Below are 14,523 nucleotides of genomic sequence, written 5' to 3'. Positions count from 1 at the left end.
GGGTCAGCCGATCCTTCCGTGCAGCACCGACACCAGGCGATCGACGACGGTGTCGATCCGGGCGCTGCGGGTGAATGTCGTGAGCGCCAGCGGCGAGGCGAACCGTTGCCGCGTAGTCGCTTTGGCGTAGGTGAACTCGCGCAGACCGTCGGGCCCGTGCACCCGGCCGAAGCCGGACGCGCCGACCCCGCCCAGCGGCAGCGCCGGGATGGTGGCGTGCGCGACGAACGCGTTGATCGAGGTGGCGCCCGCGTCGATCCGGTCGGCGATGGCGTCGCCGTCGCGGCGGGCGAACACGGTGGCACCCAGGCCGTACTCGGAGTCGTTGACCCGCTCGATCGCCTCGTCCATGGACGCGACCCGGGTGACGACGAGCGTCGGGCCGAAGGTCTCCTCGGTGACCGCCGCCGCGTCGTGCGGCACGTCGACCAGGATGGTCGGCTGCACGAACTGGCCGTCGATGGCATCGACTCCGCCCAGCAGCGCCCGGCCGCCGCGCGCGAGAGCGTCCTCGATGTGCCGGTGGATGATGGCCAGCTGCTTGGGCATGGTGATCGGGCCGATCTTCGCCGTTCCCGGCCCGGCCCGCAGGTCACGGGCCCGATCGAGCAGTTCGGTGAGGAACGTGTCGTAGACGTCGGTGTGGACGTACACCCGTTCCACCCCGAGGCAGGTCTGCCCGGCATTGGCCATGCCGCCCCACAGCGCGGCGTCGGCGGCGGCGCCGAGGTCGGCGTCGGCATCGACGACGAGTGCGTCCTTGCCACCGCACTCCATGAGCACCGGGGTGAGCCGCTGCGCGCAGGCGGCCATCACGCGCTTGCCGGTCTCGGTGGAACCGGTGAACCCGATCTTGCCGACCCGGCTGCGGCACAGCGCCGCGCCGGTCTCGCCGCCGCCGGTGATCACTTGCAGAACCGGCTGTTCGGGGACCGCGCGGGCGAACGCCTCGGCGAGCCAGAGGCCCACTCCCGGGGTGTACTCACTGGGTTTGAACACCACCGCGTTGCCCGCGGCCAAGGCGAACGAGATCGAGCCGAGCGGAGTGAACACCGGATAGTTCCACGGGCCGATCACCCCGACCACGCCGAAGGGGCGGTACTCGACCCGGCAGGACTGGTTGACCGTCAACAGACTCGGCGCGACAGATCGTGGGCCGAGCACGTCTTTCGCGTTGTGCGCGGCCCATTTCAGGTGTTCGAGCGCCATCACGATCTCGAGTGCGGCGTCGGAGTGCGGCTTGCCCATTTCCTGGCTCATGAGCCGAGCGAGTTCGTCACGGCCGCGGGTGATCTCGGTGCGCCAGCGATCGAGGCGACGGGCGCGTTCGTCGAAACCGACGGTGCGCCACCAGGTCGCGGCACCGTGGGCGCGTTCGACGGCGGCCTCGACGGCGCTCGCGTCGTGGCTGGGATAGGAACCGACCAGGGCGCCGGTCGCGGGGCTGTGGACGTCGAAGCTGAGTGAGGTGGTCACGGGAGGCGTGCCTTTCGCGGTCAGAGGTCCAGCGTGAGTGCGCCACCGGCGGAACGGGACACGCAGGTGAGGAGATGGTCGGCGCGCTCGCCCGGGGGGAGCAGTCGGTCGCGGTGATCGATCGAGCCCGCGAGGACCTTGGTCTTGCAGCTGCCGCAGAACCCCTGTCGGCAGGAGTAGACGACGTCGGGGCGCACCCGGCGGATCGCGTCGAGCGCGGTTTCGGTGCTCTCGACGCGCACGGTCCGCCCGCTGCGCGCGAGGGTGATGTCGAATTCTTCGCCGTCGGTCACCGGTCGCGCCGAGAACAGTTCGGTGTGGAGCGAGGCGGAGGGATTCAGCGCGAACAGGCTGCGCTGGGCGGCGTCGAGCACCGGGGGAGGACCGCACACGTAGACCGCCGCGCCGGGGGCGGCGGTGGCCAGCAGCGCGGGCAGATCGGGTGTGCCGAACTCGTCGTCGGGGCGCACCTGGGCGCCTGCCGGGAGCTCGGCCAGGAACGGCATGGTCTCGCGCGAACGGCCCAGATAGACCAGTCGCCCTCGGGAACCGGCCGCCCGAGCCATGGGCAGGATCGGGGTGATCCCGATGCCCGCGGCGATGAACAGATACGACGGCGCGGTCTCGACGAAGGTGAAGGCGTTGCGCGGACCGCGGATGCGCAACATGTCACCGGCGCGCAGGGTGTGCATCTCCTGAGATCCGCCGCCGCCGTTGTCTATGCGGCGCACCGCGATCCGGTAGCGATGCCGGTCGCGCGGATCACCGCACAGGGAATACTGGCGCTGGCGACCCGAGGCGAGGAAGACATCGATGTGGCACCCCGGCCGCCACGACGGCAGGTACCCGCCTTCGGCGCCCGCCAGGGTCAGACTCACCACGTCGGCGGCCTCGGCGTGCACCGCTTCCACCCGGACGTCGAGATCGAAGCCGTTGTGCCGCACCGGATGCGGTGGCGACAACGCGGGCTGGGTGAAAACCTTCTTGTAGATGTCGACGGCGGCACCGATGGCCCGCAGACTCGGCGTCGCGACACCCGCGGGAGGGTTCACGCGCGAGCCGCCGGCGAATGCGCCAGGTACCGCAGGGCGTTGTCCATCGAACCCAGCTGGGAGGGATGGAAACTCGGCCGCAGGTAGCGCGGCATCTCGGTGACGAAGGTGGTGAAACTCGGAATCACCCCGCGCACGGTGGCGCTGACGAACTGCCTGGCCCACGAGCGGCCCTTGTCCTCGCTCGGATCCTGGCGATACAGGTACGCGGTCGAGATGACGAACAGCGGCAGCAGGGTGCCGCTGGCGAGCAATCCGGTACGCAGCCGCCGGGCGTAGCCGCCGTCGACGTGCATGTAGGCGTCGAACACCACGCTGCGGTGCTCGACCTCCTCGGCGCCGTGCCAGCGCACCAAGTCGAGCATGGTCGGGTCCATCCCGAGCTCGGCCAGCACGTCCGATTCCAGCAGCCATTCGCCGATGACCGCGGTGAAATGTTCCATCCCGGCGAACAGGCCGAGGCGTTCTTTGAGCCATTGCTCCTTGGCGCGCCCGGTGAGTCCCTGATCGCCCAGGATCCGGTCGACCAGCCAGGCGATCTTGGCGACATAGGACTCGACATCGAGGCCGATCGACTGCAGATGCCGTCGGGCGCCTTCGTGGCTGCTGGCGTGCATCGATTCCTGGCCGATGAACCCGGTGACCTCCTCCCGCAGCCGCTCGTCCTGGATATAGGGCAGGGCCTCGGCCAGGCAGGTGGCCATCGCCCGTTCGCCTTCGGGGAGGACGAGATGCATCACATTGGTGACATGTGTCGCGAGTACTTCGCCCGGGATGTAGTGCAGGGGCACCGACGAGAAGTCGAAGTGCACATCCCGCGCGTGAATTGCGTGCGCTTGTTCCTGATAGGAGCGCGCCGTTGCACCGTTATCAGCCATAAACGGAACCGTACAGTGCAACAAATAGTATCGCAATGTTGCAGACGGATCCGATCTGCGGTTGTGATCGGGACCCGCCGCGCCTGATACCGTCGAAGCGTGCTCTCCACCGCCGCGACCTCGGGAAATTCGCCCACCGCCGACTCCGTCGAAGAACGAATTCTCGATGCCGCCCTCGTGCAGTTCGAGCGGGTGGGCGTGCGCAAGACGACGATCGAGGACATCGCCAAAGCCGCCGACGTCGACCGCGCCACCGTCTACCGGCGGATCGGTTCGCGCGACGACGTGGTGCGCGCGGCCTTCGAACGGGAGGTGCGCCGGCTGCTCGTCGACCTGGGTGAGATCCCGGCGCGCCACGACACCTTCGACGACATCGTCGTCGACGTGTTCACCACCGTGATCACGCGTTGGCGAGCGCACCCGCTGGTCGAGCGGCTTCTCACGCTGGAGGCCGACCGCCTGCTGCCCCAGCTCACCGTCGACGGGGCGTCGTTCTTCCTGCTCTCGGTCGCGGCGTCCACCGAGATCCTCCGAAAGGTGCTCGAGGACAGCCGATTCCCCGACATTCCCGACCTGAGGGCTCGGGTCGAAGTGGCCTGCCGGGTGGTGCACTCGCTGATCCTGCAGCCGGTGGGCACCATCGACACCGGCTCGGAGCAGGCATTGGCGGCATTCGCCCGCACGTATGTGGTCCCGATTCTGGTGGCCGGGTCCTAGGCGCGGGGAAGCGTGCGATCGGGTTCTCGTTGACCCGGTAGGCGTCCACGTAGCTGGTTTCCTGGTCTGCGCTACTTTGTTGGCAGCCCGTCAATAGAGCCGGTCCGGCATTGACAAACACCGGGCCGGGCTGCGAAGGTACCAATTACTTGGACATCCAACTATTGGAAACCCTCCAACTGCGCACACCGCGCGACCGACATCAACGGAGTAGGACTGGCATGGTTCGCGAACTCACGCACTTCATCGGCGGCAAGCACGTCACCGGCACTTCCGGCGCCTTCGGCGACGTCTTCGACCCGAACCTCGGGCAGGTACAGGCCAGGGTTCCGCTGGCCAGCGCCGCCGAGGTGAGCGCGGTGATCGACAACGCGGCCGCGGCTCAGCCGGTGTGGGCGGCGTTCAACGCGCAGAAGCGCGCTAGGGTGCTGATGAAGTTCGTGAACCTGGTCAACGACGAGATCGACAGCCTGGCCGCCCTGCTCTCGTCTGAGCACGGCAAGACCATCGCCGACGCCAAGGGCGACATCCAGCGCGGCCTCGAGGTCATCGAGTTCGCCATCGGCATCCCGCACCTGCTCAAGGGCGAGTACAGCGACAGCGCGGGCACCGGCATCGACGTGTACTCGATGCGTCAGCCGCTGGGCGTCGTCGCCGGCATCACGCCGTTCAACTTCCCGGCGATGATCCCGCTGTGGAAGGCAGGTCCGGCGCTGGCCTGCGGCAACGCCTTCGTGCTCAAGCCGTCGGAGCGTGATCCGTCGGTGCCGCTGCGACTGGCCGAGCTGTTCCTCGAGGCCGGTCTGCCGCCGGGGGTGTTCAACGTGGTCAACGGTGGCAAGGAAGCCGTCGACACGATCTTGGGCGACAAGCGGATCAAGGCGGTCGGTTTCGTCGGTTCGACCCCGATCGCCCAGTACATCTACGAGACCGCGACCGCCAACGGCAAGCGGGCGCAGTGTTTCGGTGGGGCCAAGAACCATGCCGTCGTGATGCCCGATGCCGACCTCGACGATGTCGCCGATCAGCTGATCGGTGCGGCGTACGGGTCCGCGGGTGAGCGTTGTATGGCGCTGTCGGTGGCGGTGCCGGTGGGGCAGGAGACCGCTGATCGGCTGGTCGCGAAGCTGACCGAGCGGGTGCACAAGCTCAATGTCGGCCGTTCCGACGACGCGGGCGCCGATTTCGGTCCGCTGGTCGGACTCGATGGCGTGAACCGGGTCAACGACTACGTCCAGATCGGTGTCGACGAGGGTGCCGACCTGGTGGTCGACGGCCGCGGCCTGAGCGTCGAGGGTGCCGAGACAGGCTTCTTCGTCGGCGCGAGCCTGTTCGACAATGTCACTGCCGACATGCGGATCTACAAGGAAGAGATCTTCGGCCCGGTGCTCACCGTGGTGCGCGCGGGTGACTACGAGGAAGCGCTGAAGCTGGTCGACGAGCACGAATACGGCAACGGTGTCGCGATCTTCACCCGTGACGGTGACACCGCGCGCGATTTCTCCGCTCGTGTGCAGGTCGGCATGGTCGGTGTGAATGTGCCGATTCCGGTGCCGATCGCCTACTTCACCTTCGGTGGCTGGAAGGGCTCGGGCTTCGGCGATCTCAACCAGCACGGCCCGGATTCGATCCGGTTCTACACCAAGACCAAGACGGTGACCCAGCGTTGGCCTGCCGGGCTCAAGGAGTCCAACGCGTTCGTCATCCCGACGATGGACTGAGGCGGCGATGTTCACCCTCGATGAGGACGAGCGCGCGATCGGCGAGACCGCGCGCCAGTTCGCCGACGAGTTCCTGGCGCCCAACGCGCTGGATTGGGATGAGCGCAAACACTTCCCGGTCGACGTGCTGCACAAGGCGGGCCCGCTCGGGCTCGGCGGCATCTCGGTGCGCGCCGATGTCGGCGGCTCCGAACTGCGCAGGCTCGACGCGGTGCGGATCTTCGAACAGCTCTCGACCGGGTGCCCCTCGGTCGCGGCGTACATCTCGATCCACAACATGGCGACCTGGATGATCGACGCCTACGGCACCGAGCAGCAGCGCCACCGGTGGGTGCCGGGAATGGCCGCGCTGGAGCTGCTCGGCAGTTACGCGCTCACCGAACCGGGCGTCGGATCCGACGCGGCGGCCTTGAGCACCAAGGCCGTTCGCGACGGCGAGGACTACATCCTGTCCGGCGCCAAGCAATTCATCTCCGGCGCCGGCGCCAACGACGTGTACGTGATGATGGTGCGAACCGGCGGGGACGGCCCGCGCGGCATTTCGGCGCTGATCGTCCCGGCCGACACACCGGGTCTGACGGTGGGACCGAACGAACGGAAGATGGGCTGGAACGCGCAGCCGACCCGGCAGGTGATCCTCGACGGTGCCAGGGTGCCGGTCGCCAACCGCCTCGGCGAGGAGGGCGGCGGCTTCTCGATCGCGATGAACGGCCTCAACGGCGGTCGGCTCAATATCGCCGCCTGCTCGATCGGCGGCGCGCAGGCCGCGCTCGACAAGACGGTCCGCTACCTCACCGAACGTCACGCCTTCGGAAAACCCTTGGTGCGCAACGAGGCATTACAGTTCGAGCTGGCCGATATGGCCACCGAACTGGAGGCGGCGCGGACGCTGCTGTGGCGGGCCGCGGCCGCGCTCGACGCGGACGCGCCGGACAAGGTGTCGCTGTGCGCGATGGCGAAGCGATTCGCCACCGACACCGGTTTCGACGTGGCCAACAAGGCGCTGCAATTGCACGGTGGTTACGGCTACCTGCACGAATACGGCCTGGAGAAGATCGTGCGTGACCTGCGGGTGCACCAGATCCTCGAGGGCACCAACGAAATCATGCGGGTGGTTGTCGCCCGCTCGCTGATCGGAGCAGCATGACCGACGAACCCGAGGTGCTGATCGCCGTCCGTGACGGTCTCGGCGTGATCACCCTGAACCGGCCCAAGGCCATCAACGCGCTCAATCACGCGATGACACTGGCCATCACCGACGCGCTGCGCTCCTGGGCCGGCGACGACGCGGTGCGCGCCGTCGTGGTCACCGGCGCGGGGGAGCGTGGGCTGTGCGCGGGCGGTGACATCGTCGCCATCCATGCCGACGCGAAAGGCGGGACGGCGGGCGCCGATTCGCCCACCGGGCGGTTCTGGCGCGACGAGTACCACCTCAACGCACTGATCGGCAGCTATCCCAAGCCGTATGTGGTGGTCATGGACGGCATCGTGATGGGCGGTGGGGTCGGCCTGGCCGGGCACGGCAGCCACCGCATCGTCACCGAACGGTCCAAGATCGGGATGCCCGAGGTCGGTATCGGTTTCGTCCCCGATGTCGGCGGCACCTACCTGCTCTCACGGGCACCCGGCGAGCTCGGCACCCACGTGGCGCTGACCACCGCGCGGATGACCGCGGGCGACGCGATCGCGGCCGGATTCGCCGACTATTACGTGCCCTCCGACGCGCTACCCGAGCTGCTCGACGCGCTGGGCACCGTGGGCGTCGACGCGGCGATCGCGAAGTTCGCCGAGTCCGCCCCGGCCTCGGATCTGCTCGCACAGCAGCGCTGGATCGACGCTTGCTACAGCGCGGACACCGTCGAGGAGATCGCGGCCCGGCTGCAGGCCGACGAAGCGCCCGAGGCCGCCGAGGCAGCCGCTGCTCTGCTCGCGAAATCCCCTGTCGCACTGAAGGTCACGCTGCGGGCCTTGCGTGCCGCGCAGGACCTGCCGAGCCTCGAGGCGGTGCTGGACCAGGAATACCGGGTCTCGGTCGCCTCGCTCGGCTCGCACGATCTGGTCGAGGGCATCCGCGCCCAGGTGATCGACAAGGACCGCAATCCCCAGTGGCGGCCCGCGACCCTCGCCGAGGTGACCGACGAGCAGGTGGCGGCGTACTTCGCCGGTCTGGGTGCGGCGGAACTGGGTTCGACGACAGCGGAGGCACAGCGATGACGAAGACGATCGGTTTCCTCGGGCTCGGCCACATGGGCGGCCCGATGGCGGCGAATCTGGTGCGGGCGGGCTACGACGTGCTCGCCTACGACCCGGTCCCCGCCGCGCAGGACCAAGCGCGTGCCGACGGCGCGACGGTGGTGGCCACCGCCGCCGAGGCCGCCGCCGACCGTGACGTGGTGATCACCATGCTGCCCAACGGCAAACTCGTCCTCGACGTGTATGCCGAGCTGCTGCCCGCCGCCGCGCCGGGAACCCTGTTCCTGGACTGTTCCACCATCGATGTCGCCGATGCGAAAGCCGCTGCGGCGCAAGCTGTGACGGCCGGTCATCGACCGCTGGACGCGCCGGTCTCCGGTGGGGTGGCCGGTGCCACCGCGGGCACCCTCACCTTCATGGTCGGCGGCGCGGCCGCCGACTTCGCCGACGCGAGCGATGTGCTCGCGGTGATGGGCGGCAAGGTGGTGCACTGCGGTGACTCCGGCGTCGGTCAGGCCGCCAAGATCTGCAACAACATGCTGCTCGGGATCTCCATGATCGGCCTGTCGGAAGCGCTGGTGCTCGGTGAGCGGCTCGGCCTGAGCCACCAGTCGTTCTTCGACGTGGTCTCCACCGCATCCGGTCAGAGCTGGGCGCTGACCAGTTACTGCCCGGTGCCCGGCCCGGTCCCCACCAGCCCGGCCAACAACGACTACCAGCCCGGCTTCGCCACCGCGCTGATGTCGAAGGACCTCACCCTGGCCGCGAACGCGTTGCAGGCCAACGGGATCGACGGTCAGCTCGGCGAACTCGCGGCCGCGATCTACGCGCGGTTCAACCAGACCGACGCCGGGCGCGACTTCTCTGCCATCGTCACCGACATCCGGGACCGTTCCGCGGAGGCCGACCGATGACCGAGGCTGACAGCTAGGTGCGAACCGACACTGCGCCGCTCGGTCTGCGGGGGCCCGCCGCGCGGGCCCGCCGCAGACAGGCGGTGTTGGCCGCCGCGCAAGACGTGTTCGTCACGCACGGCTATCACGGCGCCCGGATGGACGAGATCAGCGCGCGGTCCGGGATCAGCAAACCGGTGCTCTACGACCACTTCGCGGGCAAACTCGATCTGTATCTCGCTGTGCTGCAGCACAATCTGGACCGGATGGTCGACGGCGTCCGGGCCGCGGTCGCCCGCGACACCGATCCGCGGCGGCGGGTGCGCCGGGCGGTGATGTCCTACTTCGACTTCGTCGAACACGACGTCGGCGGGTATGTGCTGGTGTTCGAATCGCCGGTGCCCAGCGAACCGTCCGTCGAATGGCGGGTAAACACCGCGATGCGCGACTGCGCCGCCCTGGTGAGCGTCGAATTGCGCGCGGGTGGTGTGGACGAGGCCAGAGCCGAGATGCACGCCTGGGCGCTGGTCGGTATCAGCCGCCTCACGGCCGGTCACTGGCTGGAGGCCGGGCGGCCGATCTCGAAAAGCGACGCGGTCGACACCGCGGCCGCCCTGTGCTGGAACGGATTATCGACAGTCGATCGACAACAGGAAGAACAAGAACAGTCATGGCTCAGGCTTTCGCATTGACCGAATCCGACGACACGTTCCTCGCGAGCGCGGCGAACCGCTACGTCCACATCATCGACATTCCCGCGCCGCCGTCGGCGGTGTGGGCGGCCCTGACCGCCGACGACGCCCTGGTGTCGTGGTCCGGGCTGGTCACCGGCATGCGGTGGACCACACCGCGCCCGTTCGGCGTCGGCACCTGCCGTGTCGTCACCCTCGGGCGCATCGCCGCGCTGACCGAACGCTTCTACCGCTGGGACGACCAGCGGCGCATGACCTTTACCGTCGACTTCGCCTCGATCCCCGGCCTGCGCCGCTTCGCCGAGGACATCGAGCTGACGCCGACCGCCACGGGAACCCGGCTGACGTGGACCTTCGCCGTGGAGGGCAAGCCCGCACTGCAACTGCTGCTGCGCTCGACGAGCGCGGTGACCGAGCGGATCACCGGCTCCATCGCCAAGGGCATCGCGGGCAGTGTCGCCGCGACAGCACCGAACAGCGGCCCTGCCGTCTGACGGTAGGTCGTCTGCGGCTCATCCCTTGAGCCGCAGCACCGCCAGCACCCTGCGATGGCGGGTATCCGACGGCGGCAGATCGAGTTTGGTGAAGATATTGCCGATGTGTTTCTCGACGGCCCGCTCGGTGACGGTGAGCGAGGTGGCGATGGCGTTGTTGGTGAGGCCCTGCGCCATCAGTTCGAGCACCTCCCGCTCGCGCGGGGTGAGCCGGGCGAGCGAATCCTGTTGCCGGGACGCACCCATCAGCTGACTCACCACCTCGGGATCGAGTGCGGTGCCGCCGGTGGCGACCCGGTGCAGCGCGTCGACGAAGTCACCGACGTCGGCGACGCGATCCTTGAGCAGGTAGCCGACGCCGCTGGCGCCGGCGGCGAGAAGCTCTGTGGCGTATCGGGTTTCGATCCACTGCGAGAACACGAGCACGCCGGTATCCGGATACTTCCTGCGCAGTTCGATGGCGGCCAGCAGACCCTCGTCGGTGAAGCTGGGCGGCATCCGCACATCCACCACCGCGACATCGGGCCGGTGGGCGTCGACGACCTCGCTCAGCGACGTCGCGTCGCCGACCATCGCCACCACCTCGTGTCCGCGTTCGGTGAGCAGCCCGGCCAGCCCGTCGCGCAGGATCGCGCTGTCCTCGGCGATCACCACCCGCAACGGTCCGTGCGCACCGCCCGCGGTCACTGCGGGCCCTCGTTCGGCAGGATCATGGTCACCACGGTAGGCCCACCGGCGGGACTGTCGACGGTGAGCGTGCCGTCGACAGCGAGAGCACGAGCGGCGAGCCCGGCCAGCCCACTGCCGGTGACGGTCTGCGTGCCGGGGCGGGGCGCACCGCCGATTCCGTTGTCCCGCACGGTGACCGCGATGGATCGCAGACTGTCGGGCAGCACCGACACCGCCACCCGGTTCGCGTGCGCGTGTTTGACCACATTGGTGAGTAGTTCGGCGACGGAGAAGTAGGCGATCGCCTCGATGGCCGGGCTCGGTCGCCGCAGGATCTGCACACGCAGGTCGACCGGCACCGCGCAGCGGGCGGTGAGCGTCTCCAGGGCCGGGCCGAGGCCGAGTTCGAGCGCGGGTGGATGGATGCCACGCACCAGTTCGCGCAGTTCGGTGAGCGCCTCCTTGGAGTTGGCGCGCGCCTCGGCGATGAGGTCACGGGCGTCGCCGCCCGCGGCCAGGCGTTCTTCGGCCCTGCCCAACGCCATGGCGATGGTGACCAGCCGCGCCTGCGTGCCGTCGTGCAGGTCGCGCTCGACCCGGCTCAAGGTGGTGGTCGCGTCGTCCACCGCGGCGCGTCTGCTGGCCCGCAATTGCGCCAGTTGCCGGTCGCGCGGTGTCGCCGCCAACAGGTGCACGATCAGCATCCGATGCACCCAGCAGAGTGCCCGGATCAGCCACGGCAGCGCGAAGCACAGCAGGATGCCGATCCCGGACATTGCGAGCGCCCGCGGCCAGGTATCGATGTAGAACGTTCCGAACTGCGCGAGACTGTGGTGTTCCACGCCGTTGTCGTCTACCTGCACCGGATCGAGCAGCGCCCACGGAATGGGCGAGACAGCCGTGAACCCGACCATCGCGATCATCACGAGGACGACCCAGCCCACCGCGACACCGAGCACCGACTGCGCGAGCAGGAACAACACCGCCCGCCAGCTCGGCCGATCGGTGAACGCACTCTTCAGGAAGCCGAAAAAGCCGCTCGACCTGGTGAAATCCGGTGGTGATTCGACGTGGGCGCCGAGCAGCCCGCGCCCGAGGAACCGGTATATCCGGCCCCAGACGCGCCCGCCGAGCAGCACCCCCGCCAGCACCGGAATACCGATCAGCACGATCGACGCGTACAGCCCGCCGCCGAACCCGAAGAACAGGTAGCACACGGCCGCACAGCCCAGCACGAACGACAGGACCAGATAAGTGAGCTCCTTCCACGTCCTGGCCTCGAACGGTGCGCGCAGGATCGCACCCAGCGGGCCCCTCCGGCGCTGCGGTGTCTCCTGCCTGGCATCGAGCGCCACGGTGGGTTCGCCGGCGATGTCGACCACGAGTGTCTGCTCGGCTGGTGTCTCGGTCATGACTCCATGGTTGTCGTCGCGGGCCGGAAATACGATCGAGCTGTCCACCGAGTCGATGGTGTAGCGAGCTACACCATCGCGCGTTCGAGGGTGAACGACCGCTGGCCGGATTGTTCGCGTCCGTGTTTGAATGCGGCGCAACCACATTCGCAGCCGGAGGAGGGCGTTATGGGCCAGGATGTCGACTTTCCGGGGCTGGCGGATGGGGTGAGGTCTCGTTTCGTCGACGACGTCAACGGGTTGCGCGTGCACCTTCTCGAAGCCGGCCACAGCCGTTCCGGTCGTCCGCTGGTGGTGCTGCTGCACGGTTTCCCCGAACTGGCGTACTCGTGGCGCAAGGTCTTGGCGCCGCTGGCCGACGCCGGATTTCACGTGGTCGCCCCTGATCAACGCGGCTACGGCCGAACTACGGGCAGCGATGTCGCCGACCTGGCGTCCTTCCGAACCGGCAACCTGGCCCGCGACGCGCTGAGTCTCGTCGGCGCACTCGGCTATGACCGGGCGCATCTGGTCGGGCACGACTTCGGCTCTGTTGTCGCCGGATGGGCCACGCTCGGCGGCGAACAAGTCATCAGCTCGTTGACGATGATGAGCGCGCCGTTCGCCGGTGCGGGAATACCCAAGTCCTCGACCGAACTCGACGACGCCCTGCGCGCGCTGTCGCCACCGCGCAGGCACTATCAGCACTATTTCGCGGGAACCTCGAGCGCCGCAGACATCTTGCACGCCCCGCAAGGGATCGCCGACTTTCTGCGGGCGTACTTCCACATGAAGAGCGCCGACTGGCCGGGCAACGCGGACGCCGGAGAACTCCCGGGACCGACTGCGGCCGATTTGGCACTCCTGCCGCGGTACTACGTCATGGACGCGGGCGTCGGCATGCCGGAAACAGTAGCGCCGCACTTACCTTCACCACAGGAGCGGGCCGACTGTGCCTGGCTCACCGACGAAGAACTGAATTTCTACGCTCGCGAATTCGGTCGCACAGAATTCCAGGGCCCACTCAACTGGTACAAAGCTCTCACCCTGCCGATCACAGAAACCCCAACCGTCCCGCGAATCGAAGTGCCCACTCAATTCATTGCCGGCCGATGCGATTGGGGTATCTGGCAATCGCCCGGCGCATTACGCACCATGGCGGAAGACGTCTGCGCGCAGTTCACCGGTACCTATTTGGTACCCGACGCCGGGCACTGGGTCCAACAGGAGCAACCCATCGCCGTCATCGAACAGATCTCTAGATTCCTCGACGAAAACTAAGCCGGACGACGCTGACTCCCTCGTCGGTCTCGCATCGCCCGGGTTTCGAGCACGTCGACCTCGACGTCGATGTGTGCTTGGTCGGTGTCGATCTCTGTTTCGGATGTTCCTGCGCGGGTAGCGCGAAGGGAGACCACGATCAGAAAGGCTGTTGTGATGCCGAAGATCGCCGAATCCGGGTGGGCTAGGAGCTCGGAGTTGTCGACTGTCTCGCGGCGTTGCTGATGGCCGACGATGTCGAAAGGCGGGGGTCCGACGACGGGGAATACCGGCGGGCCGCGCTCTACGTCGTCTGTGTGGTGGGTGTCGCGGCTCTTGTCTTCGCCGCCGTGAACGTGTGGGCGGCCAATCGGGGTGCGTGCGCGGACGCGCAGACACACCTGTGTGACACCCCGTCCGAATCGGCCATCGTGATCGGCCCCTCGGCAGTTGTGCTGCTCGGCGGTATCGGCGCGTTCATCCGGACCTACCAGCGGTGGCGCGCGGGCAACTCGTGGCGGACATGGCAGGGCGCGGGCTGGTTTCTGTTCATTCTGATGACGGCCTACCTGGCTATCGGGGCCGGCACGATCGCGGCGTAGCTCTGTCGGTGCATTCAGGGCTGCGGCAGTCGCGACGATGTTCGGCCGCCGATCCGGCTTCTTGCCGTCGGAGACTGACGAGGTCGTGGTATTCCGCCCATGATTTCGGTCCACCATGACTGCAACGGACTGGGTTCGGGCCAGAGGACGCATGGTGCTTCAGGTTCCGATTCGGGCAGGGGATCAACGAAGTCGAGTGCGAGATGGTCGGAATAGCGCATAACAACTTCCTCGGTCTTTCTGGAACTGTGCTTTCGCCGACGCTGCGGGATTGTGGCCGGTGATCCGGTTGGACTACTACACCCGAGCGGGATTCCCTCGGCACCGGCAGGATTCACGGTGTCCCGGCTGTTCCTGCGTTATCAAGAGCGGCTGGTAATACCCATTTGAGCACGCGAGTAGTCGGCTGTCAGGCGTTGTGACCGTCCTGTTGTAAATGCCCATGGAACTCAGAACTGGGTGAATACTGGGGTGACCACTTCGGT

The 14,523-nt window shown here is 67.7% G+C and carries 14 protein-coding genes; 9 read left to right on the top strand and 5 right to left on the bottom strand.

Annotated elements, in window-relative coordinates; genetic code table 11:
• Nucleotides 1–3: 3 nt before the first annotated feature.
• The 3 genes from ACWF99_RS05455 to ACWF99_RS05445 are packed head-to-tail and all read right to left on the bottom strand — an operon-like array spanning nt 4 to nt 3,406.
• Nucleotides 4–1,476, bottom strand: a complete 1,473-nt coding sequence (locus tag ACWF99_RS05455) for an aldehyde dehydrogenase family protein (RefSeq protein ID WP_452534858.1) — start codon at nt 1,474–1,476, stop codon at nt 4–6.
• A 20-nt stretch (nt 1,477–1,496) separates the two neighbouring features.
• Nucleotides 1,497–2,528 carry a PDR/VanB family oxidoreductase gene (locus ACWF99_RS05450; protein ID WP_452534856.1) on the bottom strand — a complete coding sequence of 344 codons (1,032 nt, stop codon included), beginning with the start codon at nt 2,526–2,528 and terminating at the stop codon, nt 1,497–1,499.
• The gene (locus ACWF99_RS05445; protein ID WP_378630776.1) at nt 2,525–3,406 is read right to left on the bottom strand and encodes a metal-dependent hydrolase; all 882 of its coding nucleotides are present in this window, start codon (nt 3,404–3,406) and stop codon (nt 2,525–2,527) included. The genes ACWF99_RS05450 and ACWF99_RS05445 overlap by 4 nt, the downstream gene beginning before the upstream one ends.
• A gap of 99 nt (nt 3,407–3,505) precedes the next feature.
• Here ACWF99_RS05445 and ACWF99_RS05440 point away from each other — a divergent pair, with 99 nt between their 5' ends.
• The 7 genes from ACWF99_RS05440 (at nt 3,506) to ACWF99_RS05410 (ending at nt 10,116) form a co-directional block, all read left to right on the top strand.
• Entirely contained in the window at nt 3,506–4,123 is a 618-nt protein-coding gene (locus ACWF99_RS05440; RefSeq protein ID WP_452534854.1) for a TetR/AcrR family transcriptional regulator, read from the top strand.
• Between the two features lie 221 nt (nt 4,124–4,344).
• A complete protein-coding gene (locus ACWF99_RS05435) occupies nt 4,345–5,844 on the top strand; it encodes a CoA-acylating methylmalonate-semialdehyde dehydrogenase (protein WP_452534852.1) in 1,500 nt (499 codons plus the stop codon).
• Between the two features lie 7 nt (nt 5,845–5,851).
• On the top strand, nt 5,852–6,991 hold the full coding sequence (locus ACWF99_RS05430; RefSeq protein ID WP_452534851.1) for an acyl-CoA dehydrogenase family protein: 1,140 nt from the start codon (nt 5,852–5,854) through the stop codon (nt 6,989–6,991).
• Complete coding sequence (locus tag ACWF99_RS05425; protein ID WP_452534849.1) at nt 6,988–8,058, top strand: enoyl-CoA hydratase/isomerase family protein; 1,071 nt, start codon at nt 6,988–6,990, stop codon at nt 8,056–8,058. Before ACWF99_RS05430 ends, ACWF99_RS05425 begins: the two co-directional genes overlap by 4 nt.
• Nucleotides 8,055–8,951, top strand: coding sequence for a 3-hydroxyisobutyrate dehydrogenase (gene mmsB, locus ACWF99_RS05420; RefSeq protein ID WP_378630784.1), 897 nt, complete (start codon nt 8,055–8,057; stop codon nt 8,949–8,951). Before ACWF99_RS05425 ends, mmsB begins: the two co-directional genes overlap by 4 nt.
• A 17-nt stretch (nt 8,952–8,968) precedes the next feature.
• Nucleotides 8,969–9,622: a TetR/AcrR family transcriptional regulator gene (locus ACWF99_RS05415; RefSeq protein WP_378630786.1), complete on the top strand. Its 654-nt coding sequence runs from the start codon at nt 8,969–8,971 to the stop codon at nt 9,620–9,622.
• Nucleotides 9,619–10,116, top strand: a complete 498-nt coding sequence (locus ACWF99_RS05410; RefSeq protein WP_452534846.1) for an SRPBCC family protein — start codon at nt 9,619–9,621, stop codon at nt 10,114–10,116. Before ACWF99_RS05415 ends, ACWF99_RS05410 begins: the two co-directional genes overlap by 4 nt.
• A gap of 18 nt (nt 10,117–10,134) precedes the next feature.
• Here ACWF99_RS05410 and ACWF99_RS05405 read toward each other — a convergent pair whose 3' ends face one another.
• On the bottom strand, nt 10,135–10,776 hold the full coding sequence (locus ACWF99_RS05405) for a LuxR C-terminal-related transcriptional regulator (RefSeq protein WP_378631445.1): 642 nt from the start codon (nt 10,774–10,776) through the stop codon (nt 10,135–10,137).
• Between the two features lie 23 nt (nt 10,777–10,799).
• Nucleotides 10,800–12,197: a sensor histidine kinase gene (locus tag ACWF99_RS05400; protein WP_452534844.1), complete on the bottom strand. Its 1,398-nt coding sequence runs from the start codon at nt 12,195–12,197 to the stop codon at nt 10,800–10,802.
• Between the two features lie 168 nt (nt 12,198–12,365).
• Here ACWF99_RS05400 and ACWF99_RS05395 point away from each other — a divergent pair, with 168 nt between their 5' ends.
• A complete protein-coding gene (locus ACWF99_RS05395) occupies nt 12,366–13,457 on the top strand; it encodes an alpha/beta fold hydrolase (protein WP_452534842.1) in 1,092 nt (363 codons plus the stop codon).
• Between the two features lie 224 nt (nt 13,458–13,681).
• Nucleotides 13,682–14,038, top strand: a complete 357-nt coding sequence (locus ACWF99_RS05390; protein WP_452534840.1) for a hypothetical protein — start codon at nt 13,682–13,684, stop codon at nt 14,036–14,038.
• Nucleotides 14,039–14,523 lie beyond the last annotated feature (485 nt).

It is taken from the genome of Nocardia sp. NPDC055002 (genome assembly GCF_053608825.1).
Note: the sequence above shows the minus strand (reverse complement) of the source record. Positions and strands in the feature narration are given on the sequence as shown.